This window comes from Pseudomonas sp. V88_4 (assembly GCF_029967985.1).
Classification (GTDB): Bacteria; Pseudomonadota; Gammaproteobacteria; order Pseudomonadales; family Pseudomonadaceae; genus Aquipseudomonas; species Aquipseudomonas glycinae.
In genome coordinates this window covers 119124-143005 of record NZ_JASCAF010000046.1, presented here as the reverse complement: position 1 = coordinate 143005, position 23882 = coordinate 119124, and the positions used below count along the sequence as shown (strand labels likewise).

At 60.4% G+C, this 23882-nt stretch carries 24 protein-coding genes; 4 read left to right on the top strand and 20 right to left on the bottom strand.

The genetic code is table 11. The annotated features are described in order from the left end of the window. The first annotated feature begins 9 nt into the window (after positions 1-9). Entirely contained in the window at positions 10-612 is a 603-nt protein-coding gene (recR, locus tag QLG12_RS25365; RefSeq protein ID WP_007951652.1) for a recombination mediator RecR, read from the top strand. Positions 613-733: 121 nt separating this feature from the next. Further along, the gene (locus tag QLG12_RS25360) at positions 734-1882 is read left to right on the top strand and encodes an acyl-CoA dehydrogenase family protein (protein ID WP_282475418.1); all 1149 of its coding nucleotides are present in this window, start codon (positions 734-736) and stop codon (positions 1880-1882) included. Between the two features lie 126 nt (positions 1883-2008). Here the strand turns inward: QLG12_RS25360 and QLG12_RS25355 are convergent, their stop codons facing one another. The 18 genes from QLG12_RS25355 to ccoN (QLG12_RS25270) all read right to left on the bottom strand — a co-directional run bounded on the left by QLG12_RS25355 (position 2009) and on the right by ccoN (QLG12_RS25270) (position 18502). Next, entirely contained in the window at positions 2009-2557 is a 549-nt protein-coding gene (locus tag QLG12_RS25355; RefSeq protein WP_003223345.1) for an adenine phosphoribosyltransferase, read from the bottom strand. Positions 2558-2635: 78 nt separating this feature from the next. Next, entirely contained in the window at positions 2636-3370 is a 735-nt protein-coding gene (fnr, locus tag QLG12_RS25350) for a fumarate/nitrate reduction transcriptional regulator Fnr (protein WP_039770035.1), read from the bottom strand. A gap of 198 nt (positions 3371-3568) precedes the next feature. After that, positions 3569-4951, bottom strand: coding sequence for an oxygen-independent coproporphyrinogen III oxidase (gene hemN / locus QLG12_RS25345; protein ID WP_197869495.1), 1383 nt, complete (start codon positions 4949-4951; stop codon positions 3569-3571). Between the two features lie 82 nt (positions 4952-5033). Further along, on the bottom strand, positions 5034-5717 hold the full coding sequence (locus QLG12_RS25340; RefSeq protein WP_064378773.1) for a sulfite exporter TauE/SafE family protein: 684 nt from the start codon (positions 5715-5717) through the stop codon (positions 5034-5036). Further along, positions 5710-5922 (bottom strand): cbb3-type cytochrome oxidase assembly protein CcoS, encoded by a 213-nt coding sequence (gene ccoS / locus QLG12_RS25335; RefSeq protein WP_197869494.1) that lies wholly within the window; start codon positions 5920-5922, stop codon positions 5710-5712. Before ccoS ends, QLG12_RS25340 begins: the two co-directional genes overlap by 8 nt. A gap of 22 nt (positions 5923-5944) precedes the next feature. Further along, a complete protein-coding gene (locus tag QLG12_RS25330; protein WP_282475417.1) occupies positions 5945-8395 on the bottom strand; it encodes a heavy metal translocating P-type ATPase in 2451 nt (816 codons plus the stop codon). A gap of 214 nt (positions 8396-8609) precedes the next feature. Next, on the bottom strand, positions 8610-9149 hold the full coding sequence (locus tag QLG12_RS25325; RefSeq protein WP_085613300.1) for a FixH family protein: 540 nt from the start codon (positions 9147-9149) through the stop codon (positions 8610-8612). An 11-nt stretch (positions 9150-9160) separates the two neighbouring features. Then, the gene (gene ccoG / locus QLG12_RS25320; RefSeq protein WP_197869492.1) at positions 9161-10576 is read right to left on the bottom strand and encodes a cytochrome c oxidase accessory protein CcoG; all 1416 of its coding nucleotides are present in this window, start codon (positions 10574-10576) and stop codon (positions 9161-9163) included. A 263-nt stretch (positions 10577-10839) separates the two neighbouring features. Continuing rightward, positions 10840-11028 (bottom strand): hypothetical protein, encoded by a 189-nt coding sequence (locus tag QLG12_RS25315; RefSeq protein ID WP_236194459.1) that lies wholly within the window; start codon positions 11026-11028, stop codon positions 10840-10842. 128 nt (positions 11029-11156) lie between these two features. Then, positions 11157-11525 carry a type II toxin-antitoxin system VapC family toxin gene (locus QLG12_RS25310; protein ID WP_282475416.1) on the bottom strand — a complete coding sequence of 123 codons (369 nt, stop codon included), beginning with the start codon at positions 11523-11525 and terminating at the stop codon, positions 11157-11159. Between the two features lie 55 nt (positions 11526-11580). After that, positions 11581-12564, bottom strand: a complete 984-nt coding sequence (gene ccoP / locus QLG12_RS25305) for a cytochrome-c oxidase, cbb3-type subunit III (RefSeq protein WP_011333286.1) — start codon at positions 12562-12564, stop codon at positions 11581-11583. After that, positions 12561-12746 (bottom strand): CcoQ/FixQ family Cbb3-type cytochrome c oxidase assembly chaperone, encoded by a 186-nt coding sequence (locus QLG12_RS25300; RefSeq protein WP_003175465.1) that lies wholly within the window; start codon positions 12744-12746, stop codon positions 12561-12563. Before QLG12_RS25300 ends, ccoP (QLG12_RS25305) begins: the two co-directional genes overlap by 4 nt. Positions 12747-12751: 5 nt before the next feature. Then, positions 12752-13360, bottom strand: coding sequence for a cytochrome-c oxidase, cbb3-type subunit II (ccoO, locus tag QLG12_RS25295; RefSeq protein ID WP_007905434.1), 609 nt, complete (start codon positions 13358-13360; stop codon positions 12752-12754). Further along, positions 13360-14802 carry a cytochrome-c oxidase, cbb3-type subunit I gene (ccoN, locus tag QLG12_RS25290; RefSeq protein WP_064378780.1) on the bottom strand — a complete coding sequence of 481 codons (1443 nt, stop codon included), beginning with the start codon at positions 14800-14802 and terminating at the stop codon, positions 13360-13362. Before ccoN (QLG12_RS25290) ends, ccoO (QLG12_RS25295) begins: the two co-directional genes overlap by 1 nt. Positions 14803-15302: 500 nt before the next feature. Beyond that, positions 15303-16259, bottom strand: a complete 957-nt coding sequence (ccoP, locus tag QLG12_RS25285) for a cytochrome-c oxidase, cbb3-type subunit III (RefSeq protein WP_282475415.1) — start codon at positions 16257-16259, stop codon at positions 15303-15305. After that, entirely contained in the window at positions 16256-16453 is a 198-nt protein-coding gene (locus QLG12_RS25280; RefSeq protein WP_011333290.1) for a cbb3-type cytochrome c oxidase subunit 3, read from the bottom strand. Before QLG12_RS25280 ends, ccoP (QLG12_RS25285) begins: the two co-directional genes overlap by 4 nt. Positions 16454-16458: 5 nt before the next feature. Beyond that, positions 16459-17067 (bottom strand): cytochrome-c oxidase, cbb3-type subunit II, encoded by a 609-nt coding sequence (gene ccoO / locus QLG12_RS25275; protein WP_003223389.1) that lies wholly within the window; start codon positions 17065-17067, stop codon positions 16459-16461. Between the two features lie 10 nt (positions 17068-17077). Continuing rightward, entirely contained in the window at positions 17078-18502 is a 1425-nt protein-coding gene (ccoN, locus tag QLG12_RS25270) for a cytochrome-c oxidase, cbb3-type subunit I (RefSeq protein ID WP_007969190.1), read from the bottom strand. An 86-nt stretch (positions 18503-18588) separates the two neighbouring features. Between ccoN (QLG12_RS25270) and QLG12_RS25265 the strand changes: the two genes are divergently transcribed. Continuing rightward, positions 18589-19269: an alpha/beta family hydrolase gene (locus tag QLG12_RS25265; RefSeq protein ID WP_197869487.1), complete on the top strand. Its 681-nt coding sequence runs from the start codon at positions 18589-18591 to the stop codon at positions 19267-19269. Between the two features lie 916 nt (positions 19270-20185). Here QLG12_RS25265 and QLG12_RS25260 read toward each other — a convergent pair. Then, positions 20186-20650, bottom strand: a complete 465-nt coding sequence (locus tag QLG12_RS25260) for a hypothetical protein (protein WP_197869486.1) — start codon at positions 20648-20650, stop codon at positions 20186-20188. 1054 nt (positions 20651-21704) lie between these two features. Between QLG12_RS25260 and QLG12_RS25255 the strand changes: the two genes are divergently transcribed. Then, entirely contained in the window at positions 21705-22064 is a 360-nt protein-coding gene (locus QLG12_RS25255) for a DUF6124 family protein (protein WP_197869485.1), read from the top strand. Positions 22065-22263: 199 nt separating this feature from the next. Here the strand turns inward: QLG12_RS25255 and QLG12_RS25250 are convergent, their stop codons facing one another. Further along, positions 22264-23829 (bottom strand): PAS domain-containing methyl-accepting chemotaxis protein, encoded by a 1566-nt coding sequence (locus tag QLG12_RS25250; protein ID WP_236194453.1) that lies wholly within the window; start codon positions 23827-23829, stop codon positions 22264-22266. Positions 23830-23882: the final 53 nt, after the last annotated feature.

Here is a 23882-nt window from a genome sequence, read left to right as displayed (position 1 = left end):
TTTTTCCCCATGAGCTTCAGCCCTTTGATTCGCCAACTGATCGATGCCCTGCGAACTTTGCCGGGCGTGGGTCAGAAAACTGCCCAGCGTATGGCGTTGCAGTTGCTCGAACGTGACCGCAGCGGCGGTACGCGTCTGGCCCAGGCCTTGAGCCAGGCCATGGAAGGGGTCGGACACTGCCGCCAGTGCCGCACGCTGACCGAAGACGATCTGTGCCCGCAATGCGCCGACACCCGCCGCGACGACACGCTGCTGTGCGTGGTGGAAGGGCCGATGGACGTCTACGCGGTCGAGCAGACCGGATTTCGCGGTCGCTATTTCGTGCTCAAGGGGCACCTGTCGCCGTTGGACGGGCTCGGCCCGGAGGCCATCGGCATTCCGCAACTGATGGCGCGGATCGAAGAGGCGGGCACCTTCACCGAAGTCATCCTCGCCACCAACCCGACCGTGGAGGGTGAAGCAACCGCCCACTACATCGCCCAGTTGCTGCAGAACAAAGGCCTGATCGCCTCGCGCATCGCCCACGGCGTACCGTTGGGTGGCGAACTGGAGCTGGTGGACGGCGGCACGCTGGCTCACTCGTTTGCCGGGCGTAAACCTATCTCGCTCTGAATTTTGCTTTGATTGTTCTGACCCCATCGCTGGCAACTCGGATTTACTGATTCTCACAATCCTGTTGAAAACCAAGCAAGCGCTCGGTTAAGTTCGGCGAACCCTTCCATGGAGTTCGCCGATGCCCGCCTTCCAGGAATACTTCGATCCCAGCCACCAAATGGTTCGCGACAGCGTCAGGCGTTTCGTCGAACGCGAGATCCTGCCGGATATCGATGCGTGGGAAGAAGCCGAAAACTTTCCCCGTGAGCTGTACCTCAAGGCCGGTGCGGCCGGCATCCTCGGCATCGGTTACCCCGAAGCGCTGGGCGGCAGTCACGAAGGTGATCTGTTCGCCAAAATTGCCGCCAGCGAAGAACTGATGCGTTGCGGCTCCGGCGGGCTGGTGGCCGGGCTCGGTTCGCTCGACATCGGTTTGCCGCCGATCGTCAAATGGGCCCGCTCCGAAGTCCGCGACCGCGTCGTCCCCCAAGTGCTCAGCGGCGAGAAGATCAGCGCCTTGGCCGTCACCGAGCCGGGCGGCGGTTCCGACGTCGCCAACCTGCAGACCCGCGCCGTACGCGACGGCGATCATTACCGGGTCAGCGGCAGCAAAACCTTCATCACCAGTGGGGTACGCGCCGACTACTACACGGTTGCGGTACGTACTGGTGCGCCTGGTTTTGGCGGCATCAGCCTGCTACTGATCGAGAAGGGCACGCCAGGTTTCACTGTCGGCCGGCAACTGAAGAAAATGGGCTGGTGGGCGTCAGACACCGCTGAATTGTTCTTCGACGATTGCCGGGTGCCTGTAGGAAATCTGATTGGCGCGCAGAACATGGGCTTTGCCTGCATCATGGGCAACTTTCAGAGCGAGCGTCTGGCGCTGGCGCTGATGGCCAATATGACCGCGCAACTGGCGCTGGAAGAGAGCGTGAAGTGGGCGAAGGCGCGTGAAGCGTTCGGCAAACCCATCGGCAAGTTCCAGGTGATCAAGCATCGCCTCGCGGAAATGGCCACGGCGCTGGAAGTCTCGCGGGAATTCACCTACCGGCAGGCGGCGAAGATGGCGGCGGGGCAGAGCGTGATCAAGGAGATTTCCATGGCCAAGAACTTCGCCACGGACACTTCGGACCGCATCACCAACGAGGCGGTGCAGATTCTTGGTGGGCTGGGTTATATGCGCGAAAGCCTGGTGGAGCGGCTGTACCGGGATAACCGCATCCTGTCGATTGGCGGCGGTACGCGGGAAGTGATGAACGAGATCATCAGCAAACAGATGGGACTTTAGATTTTGCAGTGAGGCTGCCGGCCCATTGCGAGCAAGCCCGCTCCCACATTCGACCATGTTCCATCAGCGGAATACGGTCGAATGTGGGAGCGGGCTTGCTCGCGAAGGCGTAATGGCAGGCGCCGCTTACTTGTCAGTCAACGCAAACTGCGTCAGGCAGAACGTCGGAATCCCCATGTCCTCAAGACGCTGCGAACCACCCAGCTCCGGCAGATCAATGATCGCCGCCGCTTCATGAACCCGGGCGCCCATGCGGCGGATCAGGTTGGCCGCTGCGATCAGCGTGCCGCCGGTGGCGATCAGGTCATCGAACATCACCACCGAGTCGCCTTCACACAGGCTGTCGGCGTGCACTTCCAGAAACGCTTCGCCGTACTCGGTCGCGTAACCTTCAGCCAGCACGTCCGCCGGTAGTTTGCCTTGCTTGCGAAACAGCACCAGCGGCTTGTTCAGTTGATAGGCCAGCACCGAACCGATCAGGAAACCACGCGCATCCATCGCGCCGATGTGGGTGAAGTCGGCTTCCACATAGCGGTGGGCGAAGCTGTCCATCACCAGGCGCAGGGCCTTGGGCGACTGGAACAGCGGGGTGATGTCGCGAAAGATCACGCCCGGTTTCGGGAAGTCGATCACGGGGCGGATCAGGGATTTGATGTCGAAGGAGTCGAAGACCATCGTCGAAGTGTCCTGGCAGGGCTGCAAACGGCGCAGTATACCCGCGGCTGAAACGATTCGCTCGGCCGCGGGTCGAGATCAGACTTCGAGCGAGCCGCCGGCCAGGGCGCAGAGCTGGATCGGGTCGAGAATGTGGATTTCCTTGCCTTCGGCGGCGATCAGTTCGTTCTGCTGGAAGCGGGTGAAGACCCGGGACACGGTTTCCACTGCCAGCCCCAGGTAGTTGCCGATTTCATTGCGCGACATGCTCAGGCGGAACTGGTTGGCCGAGAACCCGCGAGCGCGGAAGCGCGCCGACAGGTTGACCAGGAAGGTGGCGATGCGCTCGTCGGCGGTTTTCTTTGACAGCAGCAACATCATTTGCTGGTCGTCGCGGATTTCCCGGCTCATTACGCGCATCAGCTGACGGCGCAGTTGCGGCAATTGCAGGGCCAGTTCGTCGAGGCGTTCGAACGGAATCTCGCAGACCGAAGTGGTTTCCAGGGCCTGGGCGGAAACCGGGTGTTTCTCGGTGTCCATGCCGGACAGCCCGACCAGCTCGCTCGGCAGGTGGAAGCCGGTCAGTTGTTCTTCGCCGGTATCGCTCAGGCTGAAGGTCTTCAGGGCGCCGGAGCGTACTGCATAAACGGAATCGAAGGTGTCGCCCTGGCGGAACAGGAACTCACCCTTTTTCAGCGGGCGGCCACGTTTAACGATTTCGTCCAGCGCTTCCATGTCTTCCAGATTCAGCGAAAGTGGCAGGCAGAGAGGGGCCAGGCTGCAATCCTTGCAATTAGCCTGGTTGTGAGCGCGCAGTTTAACTGGCTCGGACATTTCTTGGATCCTTGTGGGAAATCACACATAAGGCGTAAGGGTAACCCACTGGGAGACATTCAGGCCAGCCTGTGGCGAGATTGCCCCACCGGCAAAACGCCGCAGGGATGACGGCCGATAAACAGGTCTCGGACGGCGTGCAAGGCGCCGTTTCGATGACCGTTATGGATACGCAGCCCTGTGTAGTGATCGAAAAAGTCAGATCACCCGGGAGAAACGCTGGCGATTTTGCTGTTCCAGGTAGGCGTCGAACACCATGCACACCGAGCGCACCAGCAGGCGCCCGGCCGGCAGCACGGTGATGCGCTCGCGATCCAGTTCGATCAGCCCGTCCTGCGCCATGCTCTGCAGTTGCGGCCAGAGCGCGCCGAAGTAGCCCTGAAAATCGATATTGAAGCTGCGCTCGATCTCGGCGAAGTCCAGGCTGAAATTGCAGATCAGTTGCTGGATCACCGCGCGGCGCAAACGATCGTCAGCGTTGCACACCAGGCCCCGGCTGGTAGCCAGTTGCGCGCCGGCCAGGGTGTTCTGGTAGTGATTGAGGTCGCTGCTGTTCTGGCAGTACAGGTCGCCGATCTGGCTGATGGCCGACACGCCCAGGCCGATCAAGTCGCAATGGCCGTGGGTGGTGTAGCCCTGGAAATTGCGTTGCAGGGTCGACTCTTCCTGGGCAACCGCCAGTTCATCGTCGGGCAGGGCGAAGTGGTCCATGCCGATGTAGCGATAGCCGGCGGCGGTCAGTTGTTCGATGGTGCGTTGCAGCATCTCCAGTTTCTGCGCCGGGCTCGGCAGTTCGTTGCCATTGATCCGCCGCTGCGGCATGAAGCGTTCCGGCAGGTGCGCATAGTTGAACACCGAGAGCCGGTCCGGTTGCAGGCTGATGACTTCCTCGACGGTGCGGGCGAAGTTGTCCGGCGTCTGCTTGGGCAGGCCGTAGATCAAATCGATGTTGATCGAGCGAAATTGCAGGGTCCGCGCCGCGTCGATCACCGCGCGGGTTTCTTCCAGGCTTTGCAGGCGATTGACCGCCCGCTGCACCGCCGGGTCGAGATCCTGCAGGCCGATGCTGACCCGGTTGAAACCCAGTTCGCGCAGCAGGCCCATGGTCGACCAGTCGGCTTCGCGCGGGTCGATCTCGATGCCGTAATCGCCGGAGTCATCGTCCAGCAGATTGAAATGCTTGCGCAGGTGCGCCATCAGTTGCCGCAATTCATCGTGGCTGAGAAAGGTCGGCGTGCCGCCGCCGAAGTGCAGTTGCTCGACTTTCTGCGCCGGGTCGAGGTGGCAGGCGATCAGCTGGATTTCCTGCTCAAGCCGTTGCAGATACGGCAACGCGCGGCCGCGATCCTTGGTGATGACCTTGTTGCAGGCGCAGTAGTAGCAAATGTTCGCGCAGAACGGCACGTGCACGTACAGCGACAGCGGCCGCAGGGCCTTGCGGCTGTCGCGCAGGGCGTGGAACAGGTCGAAGGTGCCGACCTGACTGTGAAATTGCACGGCCGTCGGGTACGAGGTGTAGCGCGGCCCCGCCAGGTCGTAGCGGCGGATCAAATCGGTGTCCCAACGAATGGCGTCGAGCATGCGGGCATTCCCCCGGATAGGCTGGCAGTGTGCCGAGTCTAGGGGAGGGCACAAAAAGGCATCTTGATTTGCATCAACGGGATCAGTGGCCCATCAGCCAGTGCTGGTGCGGCCCCGGCAGGGTCCAGATGCCGAACAGAATCACCAGCAAGCCGCCGGCCATGCGCACGCTGCGTTTGCGCAACAGTGCTGTCACTCGTTCCGCCGCGAGTCCGGTCGCCAGCAACACTGGCCAGGTGCCGAGCCCGAAGGCGAGCATCAGCAAGGCGCTGTCGAGTGCATTGCCCTGACTGGCCGACCACAGCAGCGTGCTGTAAACCAGCCCGCACGGCAGCCAGCCCCACAGCGCGCCGAGCAGCAAGGCGCGGGGCAGGCTCGACACCGGCAACAGCCGATTGGCGACGGGTTGAATGTAGCGCCACAGACCACGGCCCAGGCTTTCAATGCGTGTCAGGCCGCTCCACCAGCCTGCCAGATACAGGCCCATGGCGATCAGCAGCAAACCCGCGATCACGCGCATGAACAGCGCCGCAGGACTGTTGGCCACCGCCCATCCCGCCAACCCGATCAGCAGACCGGCCGTGGCATAGCTGAGAATTCGCCCCAGGTTATAAGCCAGCAGCAATCGAAAGCGGCGGCTGCGTTGTTCCTTGGGAATCGCCAGGGTCAGCGCGCCCATCAGACCACCGCACATGCCCAGGCAATGGCCGCCGCCGAGCAGGCCGAGGATCAATGCAGACACCAGCAGCGGCGCCAGTTCAAGCATGGGGTGGCGCCTTGTCGTTCGGTTTGGCGGGGTTGGCTTCGTCCACAGCGGCGGTGTGGTTCGGGTCCTGATCGTCGAACAGGATGCTGTGGGCCGGGCCGTCGAGGTCGTCGTACTGGCCGCTGTCCACCGCCCAGAAGAAGATGTAGACGGCGATGGCCACGATCAGCAGCGCGGCCGGAATCATCACGTAGAGAGCTGGCATCTGTACTCCATGCCCGCGCGGCTCAGGCCGGCAGCGGGCGGGTTTCTGACGTGGCGCTGACGGCCGGCGCACTCGGCAGGCGAGTCAGGCGCAGGGCATTGAGCACCACGGTCAGCGAACTGATCGACATGCCGACGGCGGCCCACACTGGAGTGATCCAGCCGAGGGCGGCGAACGGCAACATGAGGCCATTGTACAGCGCGGCCCACAACAGGTTCTCGATGATCACCCGACGGGTGCGGCGAGCCAGCGTGAAGGCTTGTACCAAGGCGTCGAGGCGGTTGGACAGCAACACCGCGTCGGCACTGGTTTTTGCCAGATCGGTGGCCGAGCCCATGGCCACGCTGATGTCCGCAGCGGCCAGCACCGGCACGTCGTTGACCCCGTCGCCGAGCATCAACACCTTGCGGCCGTCCCTGTGCAGTTGTTGCAGCACTTGCAACTTGTCGTCCGGACGCAAGCCGCCACGGGCTTCGTCGATGCCCAGTTCGGCGGCGACACTGGCGACCATTGGCGAACTGTCGCCCGACAGCAGCAGCGTGCGCCAGCCGCGCGCCTTGCACGCCGCGAGCAGGGCCGGGGCGTCATCGCGCAGACGGTCGTCGAGGGCGAACCAGGCCAGCGGTCCGTTACTGTCACCGAGCAGCAACCATTGCCCCGGTTCCTTCGGCATCGACGGCACAGGCGCGCCGCTGAGATCACAGACAAAATCCGCCTGACCGATGCGCAAACGCTGTTCGCCGACCAATCCTTCAAGCCCCAGACCTGGCGTGCTGTGGACGTCTTCGGCAGCCAGCGGCGCGCGGCCGAAGGCGCGGGCAATCGGGTGTTCGGAACGGTTTTCCAGGGCGGCGGCGAGGCTCAGGCATTGATCGCTGTCGAGGGCGCCCAGCGGGCGGATCGAGCGCAGTACCAGTCGGCCTTCGGTGAGGGTGCCGGTCTTGTCGAAAATCACCGTGTCGATCTGGTTCAGGCCTTCCAGCACATGGCCGCGGGTCAGCAGCAGGCCGAGTTTGTGCAGGGTGCCGGTGGCGGCGGTCAGCGCGGTCGGTGTCGCCAGCGACAGCGCGCACGGGCAGGTCGCCACCAGCATGGCGAGGACGATCCAGAACGCCCGCGATGAATCCAGTTCCCACCACAACAGGCCGATGGCGGCCGCCGCGATCAACGACAGCAACAGGAACCATTGCGCGGCGCGGTCGGCGATTTCCGCCAGCCGTGGTTTTTCCGCCTGGGCGCGATCCAGCAGGCGGACGATCGCCGAGAGTCGCGTGTCCTGACCCAGCGCCTGCACCTCGACGGTCAGCACACCCTCCACGTTCAGCGTGCCGGCGGTGACGGCGTCACCGCTGGCACGCGGTTGCGGCAGGTATTCGCCGGTCAGCACCGATTCGTCGATGCTCGACTGACCATCGAGAATCCTGCCGTCCGCCGGCAGCACCGAACCGGGCTGCACCAGCACCCGGTCACCGAGGCGCAGTTCGCTGAGCAGGATCCGCTCGCTCTGACCGGCGTCGTCGAGGCGCAGGCACGAGGCGGGCAGCAGATTGACCAGTTGCGCGGTGGCGGCAGCGGTGCGCTCGCGGGCGCGGCGTTCGAGGTAGCGGCCGGCGAGCAGGAACAGCGCGAACATGCCCACCGCGTCGAAATACAGCTCGCCGACCCCGGTAATAGAGGTCCAGATCCCGGCGACGTAAGCCGCGCCGATCGCCAGCGACACCGAGACGTCCATGGTCAGATGACGGGTGCGCAAGTCGCGCATGGCGCCTTTGAAAAACGGCGCGCAGCTGTAGAACACGATCGGGGTGGTGAGGAACAGCGCTACCCAGCGCAGGATCGTATGCAGCTCCGGGCTGAGGTCGATGTTGAATTCCGGCCAGGTCGCCATGGTCGCCATCATCGCCTGAAACCACAGCAGCCCGGCGACCCCGAGCTGGCGAAGGGCGAGGCGGTTTTCGCTGGCCAGTTGCTCGCTGGCGCGGTCGGCCTGATACGGGTGCGCGGCGTAGCCGATGTGGCGCAGTTCGCCGAGGATCTGGCTCAGCGGCAACTGAGTGTCAGCCCAGCGCACATGCAGGCGATGGTTGGACAGGTTCAGCCGCGCTTCGGCCACGGCGGGCAGGGTGCGCAGGTGTTTCTCGATCAGCCAGCCGCAGGCGGCGCAACTGATACCTTCCATCAGCAACGTGGTTTCGGCCAGTTCACCTTCGTGGCGCACAAACGGTTGCTGCACATCGGCGCGGTCGTACAGCGCCAACTCGTCCACCAGTTGCACCGGCAGCGCTTCGGGATTGGTCGAGGCTTCGCTGCGATGCTGGTAATAGCTTTCCAGCCCGCCGGCGACGATGGCTTCGGCCACGGCCTGGCAGCCGGGGCAGCAGAACTCGCGGGACTGCCCGAGCACGACGGCGGTGAAGCGGCTGCCGGACGGGACGGGCAGGGCGCAGTGGTAGCAGGGGATCGGGGTGGTCATGGCATTGTCGAGGGGATCAACCCTTGGAATCGAGTGGTCCGCTTGCCCTCACCCCAGCCCTCTCCCGGAGGGAGAGGGGGGCCGATTGATGTGGGCCGGAAAAATGGGTTCAGTCAGCGCAATCGTCACTGGCGAATATCAAGTCTGCAAACACCCGAGATCAGTCCCCTCTCCTGGGGGAGAGGGCCAGGGCGAGGGGGCACTTGCAGGCTGCTTACTTCTTCAGGTCTTCAGCGCCTTGCAGCGGTTCATCACCCAGCAACAAATCCTTGTCATGGCTGACCAGCTCTTCCTCGAACATCCGCCATACGTGATCGTCCTGGGTGCCCAGCAACTCAACAAAACGCCGGCCTTCGATCTTGTCGCTCAGCTGACCGATGTAACGGCCCTGTTCGGTCTCGCTGCGGGCCAGGACGATCTTGCGATCCTTCTCCGGCTGGGTCGGCGAGATCAGGTTCAGTTCCAGGGTCTTCGGCTGGCTGTCGCCGCTCAGGCGCAGGTCGACTTCGCCAGTGACGTCATCCAGATGCACGGCCGCGCGCATCTTCAGGGTCTGTGCCAGCAGCTCGCGATCCAGTGAACGGTTGATGCCCTTGCCGGCCTCGTAGTAGTTGTCGTTGACCAGGTTGTCCGGGTTGTTCACCGCGATGGTCACCATGGACAGCGTCAGGGTCACCGAACAGGCCAGAATCCCGATGATGATCCATGGCCAAAGGTGCTTGTACCAGGGACTTGCGGCGTTTGCTGCGGGCATGTTCAGTTCTCTCAACGATTCTGTGGGCCGATGAACCGGCTCTTGGCTTCTACGTGGACGCTGTCGTCATCGGCATCCTTGAGGATGAATTTCACCTCGTTGGTGCTCGATGGCAATTGTTCAGGCGCGCTCGACAGCTCGACCGGCATGCTGAAGATTTCCCCGGCCGGCACCTTGATCTCGCGTTTGCCTTGCAGGCGCAGATCCGGCAAACCGGCGGCTTCCAGGACGTAGGTGTGGTCGCGCTGATCCTTGTTCATGATCTTCAGGCTGTAGACGTTTTCGATCCGGCCTTCGGCGTTTTCACGGTACAGCACGCGGTCCTTGCTGACGTCGAAACCCACCAGCGAACGCATGAAGAATGCTGTGACCAATAGACTGATCATCGCCAGCAGCACCACGGCATAGCCGATCAGGCGTGGTCGCAGTTTATGGGTTTTCTGCCCGGACAAGTTGTGTTCGGTGGTATAGCTGATCAGCCCGCGCGGGTAATCCATCTTGTCCATGATGGCGTCACAGGCATCGATGCAGGCAGCGCAACCAATGCACTCGATCTGCAGGCCGTCGCGGATGTCGATGCCGGTCGGGCAGACCTGGACGCACATGGTGCAGTCGATGCAATCGCCCAGGCCCTGAGCCTTGTAGTCGACGCCTTTCTTGCGCGGGCCACGGCTTTCACCGCGACGCGGGTCGTAGGAAACGATCAGGGTGTCCTTGTCGAACATCACGCTTTGAAAGCGCGCATACGGACACATGTAGATGCACACCTGCTCGCGCAGCCAGCCGGCGTTGCCGTACGTGGCGAGGGTGAAGAAACCGACCCAGAAATACGACCAGCCATCGGCTTGGCCGGTGAAGAACTCGAACACCAGTTCGCGGATCGGCGAGAAGTAGCCGACGAAGGTCATGCCGGTGACGAAACCGATCAGCAGCCACAGCGCATGCTTGGCGAATTTACGCAGGAACTTGTTGGCGCTCATCGGCGCCTTGTCGAGCTTGATGCGCTGGTTGCGGTCGCCTTCGGTGACCTTTTCGCACCACATGAAAATCCACGTCCACACGCTTTGCGGGCAGGTGTAACCACACCAGACCCGCCCGGCATACACGGTGATGAAAAACAGACCGAACGCGGCAATGATCAACAGGCCCGACAGCAGAATGAAATCCTGCGGCCAGAACGTGGCGCCGAAGATGAAAAACTTGCGCTCCGGCAGGTTCCACCATACGGCTTGATGGCCGCCCCAGTTCAGCCACACCGTTCCGAAATACAACAGGAACAGCGCCGCGCCGCCCATCATCCGCAGATTACGGAACAGGCCGGTGAAAGCACGGGTGTAGATTTTTTCTCGAGAGGCGTAAAGGTCGACGCTGTTGTTCGCGTTCTTGCTGGGTGGCGTGACGTCGTGTACCGGAATCTGGTTGCTCATCATTGCATCCCACGGCAGTGGAAAAATGCCTCGGTCGATACGTGCCGGCCGGGGTCAGAAAGGGTGTTGCAGTGGCCCAATGATACGCCTGTACTACCGACGAACGGGTGCGACCTTTGGTCGCGTTGGGGAAAAATCATGAATGGTGTAGCGAATGTAACAAAGCATGATGCAGATCAATTGACTATAGACGATAGGCGCTGCTGACAGCGCGACGGCTCAGCCACAGAAGACCGGGCATTGCCGCCGCTTTCATCGGTCGGTCAAAGCAATCGGCCGCCGCCAAGGCTGTCGATCCCGCCGGTACTGCGCTTTCTGCCGGCAGTGGCTTCGTTCATGACGGATCGTGTTTGTCGTCTCAGGCTGTCGCTGTTGGCCGCATCATTTTGTGGCGTCCGTTCACCCGTTTGAATCGGGTGATCAGTCTCCTGATTCGGATGTTGTTCGTTCATCGGATAGCTTCCTTGCAAGATGAGTCGTGAGGTGAGCAGCACATCGGCTGCTGGAGGACGTTATCGCTTGTCGTCAGAGGTGCCCATCGAATTTCAGTTGCGAGATGTGAAGCTGCGATGCGGGCCTTTCATTCCCACGGATTGATCAGCGCAACGCCGCTGGACTCAAAGTCACCGGTGTTGCGAGTGACCACTGTCAACCCATGGACCAACGCCGTTGCCGCGATCAGCGCATCGCTTTCATTGGCTTGGTCCGGCACATGAATGCGCGCGCAGCGCAGGGCAACCGCGACATCAACCGGCAGGATTCGCGCATCGAAGGCCGGCATCACGTGGCGCTTGAGCCAGTTGCGCAAAACCTTTCCCTGAGCCGGATCACGGCGCTCCATGCGTAGGACGCCGGTCTCCAGTTCCTTCAAAGTAATGGCCGAGATAAACATGCGAGGGGCAATGATCGTTTTGGCCCAGGCGACAACGTTCTTGTCGGCCTGAGTCAAAACGGCCCCGCCAACTCTCATTGGCGGGGCCGTTTTTTTGCTTCAAGCGTTGGTCTTACTGAGCCTCGGCTTCCGCTGGTTTTTCACCGTGGGACAGGCTGTAAACGTAAGCCGCCAGCAGGTGAACCTTGTCGTTGCCTTGCAGTTGTTCCTGGGCAGGCATCTGGCCCTGACGGCCGTAACGGATGGTCTGCTGCAGTTGGGCGAAGCTCGAACCGTAGATGAACGCGGCCGGGTGGGTCAGGTTCGGGGCGCCCATGGCTGGGGTGCCTTTGCCTTCCGGACCGTGGCAGGCCACGCAGTTGGCAGCGAACAGTTTCTGGCCGTTGGCCGGATCTGCCTTGGTGCCTTCCGGCAGCTTGCGGCCATCCAGATTGGTCAGCACGAACGCGGCCACGTCGGCCACGCCTTGCTCACCGATCACCTCGGCCCAGGCCGGCATCACGGCGTGACGACCGCCCATGATGGTGGTCTTGATGGTTTCCGGCTCGCCGCCCCAGCGCCAGTCGGCGTCGGTCAGGTTAGGGAAGCCATAAGCGCCCTTGGCATCGGAACCGTGGCAGACCGAGCAGTTGGAAGCGAACAGTCGGCCACCCATCTTCAGGGCTTGTGGATCCTTGGCCACTTCTTCGATCGGCATGGCGGCGAACTTGGCGAAGATCGGACCGAACTTGGCGTCCGAACGCGCCATTTCCTTTTCCCACTCGTGAACGCCGGTCCAGCCGGTCTGGCCGTTGGCGAACGCGGTCTGCTTTTCAGTATCGAGGTAGTTGTAGCCCGGCAGCAGGCCTTTCCAGTTGCCCAGGCCCGGGTACAGCACCAGATAACCCAGCGCAAACACGATGGTGCCCACGAACAGCATGAACCACCATTTCGGCAGCGGGTTGTCGTACTCCTCGATCCCGTCGAAGGAGTGGCCCACTGTCTCGTCCGTCTGTTCGCTGCGCTGGCCCTTGCGGGTCGACAGCAACAGCCAGGTCAGCGAAAAGATCGTACCGAGACTGAGAACTGTGACGTACAGACTCCAGAATGTAGTCATTCTTTGTTACTCCTAGAAGCTTGCTCGACGTGCTTGATGGCTTCGGGATCATCCGCGAAGGGCAGCAAGGTCGCGTCTTCAAACTCCGACTTGCGCTTGGGGCTGAACACCCACAACGCCAGGCCGATGAAGGCAACCATCACGACAACGGTGCCCAGGCCTCGAATCATCCCGATATCCATCAGAATCACCGTTTGCTTTTGATGATGGTGCCCAGGCCTTGCAGATAGGCCACCAGCGCGTCCATTTCGGTTTTGCCCTTCACGGCATCTTTTGCACCGGCGATGTCTTCGTCGGTGTAAGGGACGCCGAGCGTGCGCAACACTTCCATTTTCTTGGCCGTGTCTTTGCCATCGAGCTTGTTTTCTACGAGGAACGGGTAGGCCGGCATTTTCGACTCGGGGACGACGTTGCGCGGGTTGTACAAGTGCGCACGCTGCCAGTCATCGGAGTAACGACCGCCGACGCGGGCCAGGTCCGGGCCGGTACGTTTGGAACCCCACAGGAACGGGTGATCCCAGACGCTTTCACCGGCGACCGAGTAGTGGCCGTAGCGTTCGGTTTCGGCACGGAACGGACGGATCATCTGCGAGTGGCAGCCGACACAGCCGTTGGCGATGTAAACGTCGCGGCCTTCCAGTTCAAGGGCGGTGCGCGGCTTCATGCCTTCGACCGGCTTGTTGGTGACGTCCTGGAAGAACAGCGGAACGATTTGGGTCAGGCCACCGACGCTGACGGCGATGACCATGAAGAAAGCCAGCAGGCCAATATTCTTCTCGACAGCTTCATGCTTCATCAGTGAGCTCCAACTACGGCGATCTTGGCGGCGGCTTCGGCTTCAGCCGGGTTCGAGGCGCGCACGGTGCGCCATACGTTGTAAGCCATCAGCAGCATGCCGCTGGCGAAGAACGCACCGCCCAGGGCGCGGACGATGTAGCCAGGGTGGCTGGCCTGCAGCGCTTCGACGAACGAGTAGGTGAGGGTGCCATCGTCGTTGATTGCGCGCCACATCAGGCCCTGCGTGATGCCGTTGACCCACATCGAAGCGATGTACAGCACGGTACCGATGGTCGCGAGCCAGAAGTGCGCGTTGATCAGGCCGGTGCTGTGCATCTGCGCACGGCCGAACAGTTTCGGAATCATGTGGTAGATCGCGCCGATCGAAATCATCGCTACCCAACCCAGAGCGCCGGCGTGTACGTGGCCGATGGTCCAGTCGGTGTAGTGCGAGAGCGAGTTGACGGTCTTGATCGCCATCATCGGCCCTTCGAAGGTCGACATGCCGTAGAACGCCAGCGAAACCACGAGGAAACGCAGGATCGGGTCGGTGCGCAGCTTATGCCAGGCGCCCGACAGGGTCATCATGCCGTTGATCATGCCGCCCCAGCTCGGGGCCAGCAGGATGATCGACATCGCCATGCCCAGCGATTGGGCCCAGTCCGGCAGCGCGGTGTAGTGCAGGTGGTGCGGGCCGGCCCAGATGTACAGGGTGATCAGCGCCCAGAAGTGCACGATCGACAGACGATAGGAGTAGATCGGACGTTCGGCCTGTTTCGGCACGAAGTAGTACATCATCCCCAGGAAGCCGGTGGTCAGGAAGAAGCCCACGGCGTTGTGGCCGTACCACCACTGGATCATCGCATCGGTGGCGCCCGAGTAGGCCGAGTAGGACTTGAACAGGCTGACCGGCAGCGACATGTGGTTGACGATGTGCAGCATCGCGGTTACCACGATGAACGCACCGTAGAACCAGTTGCCGACATAGATGTGCTTGGTCTTGCGCTTGGTGATGGTGCCGAAGAACACCAGACCGTAGGTGACCCAGACAATGGCCAGCAAAATGGCGAGGGGCCATTCCAGTTCCGCGTATTCCTTGGTGGTGGTGTAACCCAGCGGCAAGGTAATGATCGCGCCGACGATCACCGCTTGCCATCCCCAGAAGGTGAAGGCCGCGAGGCTGTCGGAAATCAGTCGCGTCTGGCAGGTTCGCTGCACGACATAGTAGGAAGTGGCAAACAGTGCACAACCACCGAAGGCGAAAATCACCAGGTTTGTGTGCAACGGGCGCAGGCGTCCAAAGCTCGTCCACGGCAGACCGAAATTCAACTCCGGCCAGACCAGTTGCGAGGCGATGAAGACACCAAGCCCCATGCCAAGGATCCCCCAGACCACCGTCATGATGGCGAACTGGCGGACTACCTTATAGTTATAAGCAGTCGGACTGATTGCTGTGCTCATTCTAAGGTTCCACGGTTTGGGTGTTTTATTAGGATTAAAATCGGCCGCAAGTATGTAGAAAGCAGGGGGTCAATGCAACGCGCCATGACCTGGGTCAATGCTTTCCAACGCTGATTCTGCGGCCTTTCCATGCGCCGCGTAAGGACAAAATTGCCCTCGGGCAAAATGTCGCAGCGGACGAAAAAAGCGAGGGGTCCCGGTCGGATGTAACGGGGTGTGTTCGAACGCTCGGTTCGGGTGACGGACGGTAATCGGCACGACAGCCGGTATCTACCGGCCTTTGCGGCCATGTCAGTCAGCCGATTCGTTCAACGCCTCGCTCAGGGTCGACCTGGAACCGGCACGGGCCAGTCCGCATCGAGCAAGCGTAGACCCGAATCCGGGTAACCGAAAGGAGAGGGGGTAACGGGGTGCGACAAAAGGAAGCAGCTGCAAGCTGCAAGCTGCAAGCGACAAGACGAATCATGTCGCCTGCAGGATTGTATACATTGCTTGTGATTTTACTTGGAGCTTTCAGCTTGAAGCTTGTCGCTCAACTGCTCAGTATTTTTTGACAGACTGTATACGTAAGCGGCGAGCAGTTGCACTTTATCGTTGCCCAACAGCTCGTTCTGAGCTGGCATGTGGCCTTGACGACCATGGCGGATGGTTTGCTCGAGTTGGGTCAGGCTGGTGCCGTAGATGAAACCGGCCGGGTGCGTCAGGTTCGGTGCGCCCATGGCTTCAGTGCCTTGGCCGTTTGCACCGTGACAAGCCACGCACATGGTGCTGAACGTTTGCTGCCCCGCCTGCAGATCGGCCTTGTTGTCTGCCGGCAGTGGCAGCCCGGCGAGTTCGTGGCGCACGTAGGCCGCGACGTTTTTCACACCTGCCTCACCGAGCGACTCGCCCCACGCCGGCATCGCCGCCATCCGGCCACCCATGATGGTGGTCTTGATGGTTTCCGCACTGCCGCCCCAACGCCAGTCCTGGTCGGCGAGATTAGGGAAGCCGAACGCGCCCTTGGCGTCCGAGCCGTGGCACACCGAGCAGTTGGAGGCGAACAGACGGCCACCCATTTTCAGCGCTTGCGGATCCTTCGCCACTTCTTCCACCGGCATCGCGGCGAACTTGGCGAAGATCGGCCCGAACTTGGCGTCAGCCTTGCTCATTTCCTTTTCCCACTCGTGGGCGCCGGTCCAGCCGTCCTCGTAGCCGGGCAGGATGCCTTTCCAGTTGCCCAGGCCCGGATAAAGGATCAGATAGCCCACGGAAAACACCAGCGTGCCGGCGAACAGCATGAACCACCACTGCGGCAGCGGGTTGTCGTACTCCTCGATGCCGTCGAAGCTGTGGCCCATGGTCTGGTCGACGCTGCCCTTGGTTTCGCCCCGACGGGTGCCGACCAGCAGCCAGGTCAGGCCGATCAGGCTGCCGATGGTCAGTACGCAGATCCACGTACTCCAGAAGGTGGTCATGGCCGGGTACTCCTTGTTTCATTAACTTGGGTAGTGTCGGGTTGTGGCTCGTCGGCAAACGGCAGCAGGCGCGCTTCGGCGAATTCCGGCGTGCGCTTGCGGTTGAACACCCACAGGGTCAGGCCGACGAAGGCCACGAACACCACGACCGTGCCGAGGCCGCGAATCAGCCCCGCGCTCATTTCAAAGGCCATCTCGATCACCTCTTGCTTTTGATCGCAGTGCCGAGCACTTGCAGGTAGGAGACGAGGGCGTCCATTTCGGTCTTGCCCTTGAGGCTGGCCACCGCGCCGCTGATGTCGTCATCGGTGTACGGCACGCCGAGGGTGCGCATGGTCTTGAGCTTGGTTTCGGTGTGGCTGCTGTCGACCGCTTGCGTGACCAGCCATGGGTAGGCCGGCATTTTCGATTCCGGTACAACGTTGCGCGGGTTGTACAAGTGCGCGCGGTGCCAGTCATCCGAGTAGCGCGCGCCAACCCGGGCCAGGTCCGGACCGGTACGCTTGGAACCCCACAGGAACGGGTGATCCCACACGCTTTCGCCCGCCACCGAGTAGTGGCCGTAACGTTCGGTTTCGGCGCGGAACGGACGGATCATCTGCGAGTGGCAGCCGACGCAGCCTTCGCGGATGTAGATGTCGCGGCCTTCCAGTTGCAGCGCGGTGTAGGGCTTCATGCCTTCCACCGGTTTGTTGGTCACGTCCTGGAAGAACAGCGGGACGATCTGGGTCAGGCCGCCGATGCTCACGGCGAACACCATCAGCAGCATCAGCAGGCCGACGTTCTTTTCAATCGTTTCGTGTTTCATGGCGGACTCCTCAGGCCATCTGCGCGGCAGCAACGACGTCAGCAGGCTGCGAGGCCCGCACGGTGCGCCAGGTGTTGTAAGCCATCAGGAACATGCCGCTGAGGAAGATCGCCCCGCCAATCAGCCGCACGACAAAGCCTGGGTGGCTGGCCACCAGGGTCTCGACGAAGGAGTAGGTCAGCGTGCCGTCCTCGTTCACCGCACGCCACATCAGGCCCTGGGCGATGCCGTTGACCCACATCGAGGCGATGTAGAGCACGGTGCCGATGGTCGCGAGCCAGAAGTGCGCGTTGATCAGGCCGATGCTGTGCATCTGCTCTTTGCCGAAGACTTTCGGGATCATGTGATACAGCGCGCCGATGGAAATCATCGCCACCCAGCCGAGCGCGCCGGCGTGTACGTGGCCGATGGTCCAGTCGGTGTAGTGGGAGAGGGCGTTCACTGTCTTGATCGCCATCATCGGACCTTCGAAGGTCGACATGCCGTAGAACGCCAGCGACACCACCAGGAAGCGCAGGATCGGGTCGCTGCGCAACTTATGCCAGGCGCCCGAGAGGGTCATCATGCCGTTGATCATGCCGCCCCAGCTTGGCGCCAGCAGAATCAGCGACATCACCATGCCCAGCGACTGTGCCCAGTCCGGCAGTGCGGTGTAGTGCAGGTGATGCGGGCCGGCCCAGATGTACAGAGTGATCAGGGCCCAGAAGTGCACGATCGAAAGGCGATAGGAGTACACAGGACGTTCGGCTTGTTTCGGCACGAAGTAGTACATCATCCCGAGGAAACCGGCGGTGAGGAAAAAGCCTACGGCGTTGTGGCCGTACCACCATTGCACCATCGCGTCGGTTGCACCGGCGTACACCGAGTAGGACTTGGTGAAACTCACCGGCAACTCAAGGTTGTTGACGATGTGCAGAATCGCCACGGTGATGATGAATGCGCCGAAGAACCAGTTGCCCACATAAATGTGCTTGGTCTTGCGCTGCATGATCGTGCCGAAGAACACGATGGCGTAGGCGACCCAGACGATGGTGATCAGGATGTCGATCGGCCATTCCAGCTCGGCGTATTCCTTGGAGCTGGTGTAACCCAGTGGCAGGCTGATGGCCGCCAATAGAATCACAAGCTGCCAGCCCCAGAAGCAGAACGCGGCGATTTTCGGCGCAAACAATTGCGTCTGGCAGGTGCGCTGCACCGAGTAGAACGAACTGGCGAACAAGGCACAGCCGCCGAACGCGAAGATCACCGCGTTGGTGTGCAGCGGGCGCAGGCGTCCGAAGCTGGTCCACGGCAGGTTGAAGTTGAGTTCGGGCCAGACCAATTGAGCCGCGAGAAAAACCCCGAGCCCCATGCCGACGATGCCCCACACCACCGTCATAATGGCGAATTGGCGGACCACCTTGTAGTTGTAGGCGGTACTGATAGAAGTGTTCATGGTTCCCCATCCACGGTTCAGCCGAAGTGAGCGCCAACAGCGCGTCCTTCGCCTGGAGTTATAGGCAGACTAAAAGCGAGGCAAGCATGGACAAACAGCACAAGGCCAGTATTGACGGGGATCAATGGGCGCAGTGCCTGCGGGATCACGGGTGGCTTTGGGATGCCGCTGTTGGTGAGGCTTCGGCGACGCTCATTCTCGCCCATGGTGCCGGGGCGCCGATGGACAGTGAGTGGATGACGGATATGGCTGGGCGCCTTGCCGGGCTGGGCGTGAACGTGTTGCGGTTTGAGTTTCCTTATATGGCGCAGCGGCGGGTTGATGGGGTCAAGCGACCGCCGAATCCTGCGGGGAAATTGCAGGAGTGCTGGCGTGAGGTTTATGGCCTGGTGCGACTTCATGTCGCTGGGCCACTCGCGATTGGCGGGAAGTCCATGGGTGGGCGGATGGCGAGTTTGCTGGCTGATGAGCTTGGCGCTGATGCTTTGGTTTGCCTGGGTTATCCGTTTTATGCGGTTGGGAAGCCGGAGAAGCCGAGGGTTGAGCATTTGGCTCGGTTAAAGACTCGGACGTTGATCGTGCAAGGCGAGCGGGATGCCCTGGGCAATCGGGACGCCGTTGAGGCTTACGATCTATCGCCGAGTGTTGAGGTGTTCTGGTTGGCCTCCGGGGATCATGATTTGAAGCCGCTCAAGGTGTCCGGGTTTACGCATGAGCAGCATTTGGCTGCCGCCGCGCAGAGGCTGGTCGAGTTTCTCAAGCACTGATCGAGATTTTGAACCGCGTGAAAATTGAAGTGGTCAACAATTCTGTGTCCCGGAATTGTTGACCAATACATAAATAGCGTCGTCGGTGCCGTGTGAGTCAGCAGAAAGTCGCTGGTTTTTCATCGAATCTGAAAGTCTTTTTCAGAGATTCCTTAGGTGATGACATAGGTTTGCGTGGCACTGGTGGCAACGACTCGCAGAGGGGTCTGAGGGCCTGCTGGGGCTGGAGAAGGGGGCGTTGGCGTCGGTCTACTATAGTGGACGCACATGAAGTCCCATGCTCCAGATACAACTCCTGAGTTAATGAAATCAATTGTGGGTATCTCACCCCTTATAAACACGCCCTCGTGTCTGCGTAGTGCCCAGAAAATATCATAATCCGTAAGTGTGTAGGTTTTAACCAGTATGGCAACACTGTTGGAGGGGTCTATTAAATAAAACTCAGCCACATCATCTACTCTCAATGAACGCGGCAAAAGATAGCGGATAGTTAAAAAGTTCGGGCCGTTAGGCTGGTCTATCTGTGGGGCAGCACTAGTGCCAGGCACTCCGGGCGGGATGAGAACAGCGGCCGTGGCTGTAAAGGCGTTCGACATGGTTGTCGCCGCAGGTGCAAGCGTTATGGCGGTTGGTACAGGAGTAAAGATCATGTTTGCATCCTCTGTTTTTCTCGTGCCAGTAATTTATAGGGTCGAGATTGTTTGGGTGAATTGATTCTGCCGGGCACTGGCGTGTCACGCACCTGTCAGAAGTTGCAGCTTTTTATATTTTCTGGCAGTTAAGCACGGGTTGATTATTTCGTTTTTTAAATGTGCAACCCCTGATGGGTGTGCGGGGTTTGGTTTACTGCAGGGCAGATATAGCCCGGACCGGTAAAGTCCGGGCAGATTCTTTATGTCGCAAAGCGTGGACGCTATTAACTGATCACCAGGTTAAAGCGTCCGATGGGCTGTGTCCGAAAGCCATGACTCTTGAACTTCGCTTCAAAAGTGCCCACTGCAATTCCCTTGGCAGGATTGAGGTCTATTTTCAAGGTGGCTTCATTGGCATGGACCACTCTCCAACTCTCAAAACCCTCCGGCGGGGGGAATGAAATACTGTTACTGAAGTTCAATTTGTCCTTAAGCGTGTACGTGGCGTTGAGAGGGGCGTTATTGATGTACGGGAAACTCATGTTGTAGGCGAAGTAGTTTCCGCTAGAAACTGAGCCGATAGCCCCTAAGATTGACCAGAACTGCTCACCCGTTGGCGGATACGTAAATAGATAAAACAGGGAACTTTCAGCTGTCACTTCGGGGTTGCTCCCAAATGTCCAGTAGAACTCATTTGCGGGGATCGCAGTGCTGTTGGATTTAGGGACAAAAATAGTATGACTGCTCATCTGGAATTCCTTTTTCATGAAGGGTGATTGGCGTTCTTTTAATAGATCGCCAGACACTTGATATGCCTTCTTCAAGTTGAGCGTCTACTGTCATACCTGACAGCTAGGCGACGAGTATCAAATGTGCTTGTTTCCGGTCTGGTGATTAAAGAACCTGGACGGTGGGCATATCCGATGCTGCGGGTATGGCTGCTTAGGGTTCCGCCCTGACGGCGGGTCAATTTTTACAAACGCCCGGAATGCCGGCCCAGAAAAAAGTAACCAAAAACGCTTGCTCCTGCGTTCGGCCGGCTCGCTGAGGCTCGGGGTTCCTTCGCTCCGGGATTCATCCGGGGGGGCATCGCCTACGGTTTGCTTCGCTGCACCTCCTCTCGATGTGTTTGGCTTCGCCATACGGCCGCTGCGCTCCCACCCCCGGATAAATCCCTCCACTCAGCCTTCCGACGTCGCCCGTGGATCAAGATCAAAAGCGGTACTCGAGCTAACGCTCATCGTTTTGAGTGGTTAAGGGCCGATTGAAGTGCTGTTCAAAACCCGAGTTCACCTCGGTATCCCAAGTCGGCGTACCTCGCCCAAACACCTCGGTCAGTCCCCTCTCCCTCGGGGAGAGGGCTAGGGTGAGGGGGAAGACTTCACTGACACACCACAAAAACTGAAAGCTCCCCCAATCCCAGCATTTCCAGCACATAAACACGATCGCGTGACCACGTTTAAAGTACACGAACCGTTACGCCATAAGGGCTACAACACCTTGCGTCGTTGCCTACGCGTACGCCAGAATCCGCCGGCTTACGCGGTTCGGAAAGGGCTATATCGTTTCCCTGTCACTGAAAAACAGTGATCGGGTTTGGTAGCCCGCTTCGAAACCGTCGTATGGCGTCACCATATGCAGTCCCTTATTTGGGTCTCAGATTTTATGGTGGGCATGCGCGGGGCTCCTTTGTGAGCGCCGGGTTTCCCGTTTCGACCGGTCTACCAACCCGCGTATGGCCACCACCCTTCGTTTGGTAGCGAGGGTGATGGCTCCTAAATATTCGAAACTGGAGTTAAATCTATGTTCAAAGCCACACCCAACCCACCAGAAACCGATCCAACCTCCAACGACCCCGCGCTCGAATCCCAAAAGACAAAAGAAGCCGCCGACCGCGCACTCGACTTTTACCTCGGCCCCGAAATCCCGAAATACTTCCCACCCAAGGCTCGCCCCATCTACATGGTCGATCCCACGCTCGATGACGAAACACTGCTCGTCGAAGCCAGTGAGTCACTGTCGTCGGCCAACGCCATGGCCGGCAATATCGCCAATTCGGTGAAAGGCCCGGAGCGTAAACCGCTGCTGGCGCTGCAACAGCTGATCATGTTGAACGAGCTTCTGGTGAATCGGCTGCTGGATAAGATGAAATTGCCTCAATAATTTCGCTGGCTGTAATGGCCTCTTCGCGAGCAGGCTCGCTCCCACAGGGGATTGTCGTCGGGCACACATCTGTGAACCACGTTCCAAAGTGGGAGCGAGCCTGCTCGCGAAAGCGGCCTACCGGGCAACATCCATTTCACACAGGCAATAAAAAACCCGGAAGCTCTCGCTATCCGGGTTTTTTGTATCAACCATCCAATCAGCGGTTAAACCGCTCCACCAACGAGTATTGCGTGTTGGCAGTCTTGGTCAGCTCTTCACTCAGCAACGCCGAGTTATGCGCCTGTTCCGAGGTCTGGTCCGCCAGTTCCGAAATGTTGCTGATGTTGCGGCTGATTTCTTCAGCCACGGCACTTTGCTCTTCGGTCGCGGCGGCGATCTGGGTGGTCATGTCGGTGATGTTGGCCACCGCTTCGCTGATGCCCACCAGGGCCTGATCCGCTTCCAGTACCCGCGCTACACCTTCTTCCGCCTGGCGATGCCCGGCTTCCATGGTTTGTACGGCGCTGGTGGCGGTCTGCTGCAACTTGGCGATCAGGGCGTGGATCTGGCCGGTGGATTCGCTGGTGCGTTGCGCCAGTTGGCGGACTTCGTCGGCTACCACGGCAAAACCGCGACCCATTTCACCGGCGCGGGCTGCTTCAATCGCGGCGTTGAGCGCGAGCAGGTTGGTCTGGTCGGCGATGCCTTTGATCACGTCGACCACACCGCCGATTTCGTCGCTGTCCTTGGCCAGTTGGGTCACGGTCAGGCCGGTTTCACCGACCACGACCGACAGGCGCTGGATGGCTTCGCGGGTTTCACCGGCGATGTCGCGGCCGCGGCCGGTCAGGCGATTGGCTTCCTGGGTGGCGTCGGCGGTGCGCTGGACGTGGCTCGCCACTTCTTGCGTGGTGGCGGCCATCTGGTTGACGGCGGTGGCGACCTGTTCGGTTTCCACGCGCTGACGTTCCAGACCGCTGGAGCTGTTATGCGCCAGCGCGTCGGACTGTTTGGCCTGATCGGTCAGGTGCTCGGCGGTGTCCTGCAGACGGGTCAGGCAGGTTTTCAGGCGCGCTTCCTGGCTGAGGATCGACATTTCCAGACGGGCCTGTGGGCCGCGGCTGTCGGTGTACATCTGCGCGATCAACGGGTCGGACGTGGTCTGCTCGGCCAGACGCAGCAGGCGCTTGAGCCCGCGTTGTTGCCATTGCAGGCCCAGCAGGCCCAGCGGCACCGACAGACCGGCGGCGAGGGCGAAGCCCCACTGCGAGTTCAGGGTGGCGCCGATCATGAAGCTCAGTTGGCTGACCAGAATGAACGGCAGCCAGTCCTGCAACACCGGCAGCCATTTGTCTGTTTGAGGGATCGCCGACTTGCCCTGGTTGATGCGTTGATAGAGCGCTTCGGCACGGCGGATCTGTTCAGCGGTAGGTTTGACCCGCACCGACTCGTAACCGACCACCTGACTGCCGTCGAACACCGGCGTTACATAGGCGTTCACCCAGTAATGATCACCGGTCTTGCAGCGATTCTTGACAATGCCCATCCATGGCAAGCCTTGTTTCAGTGTGCCCCACATGTGCGAAAACACCGCCGCCGGCACGTCAGGGTGACGAACCAGGTTGTGCGGCGCACGGATCAGTTCCTCACGCGAAAACCCGCTGATTTCGACGAAAGCGTCGTTGCAGTAGGTGATCACGCCCTTGGCGTCGGTTGTGGAAATCAACCGTTGCTGAGCCGGGAAAGTCCGTTCGCGTTGTGTAATGGGCTGGTTGTTACGCATGGTTTTTCAATCCGCAAGGCTTTGAAAGGTTGTCGGCGGTACCGGCGATTTAT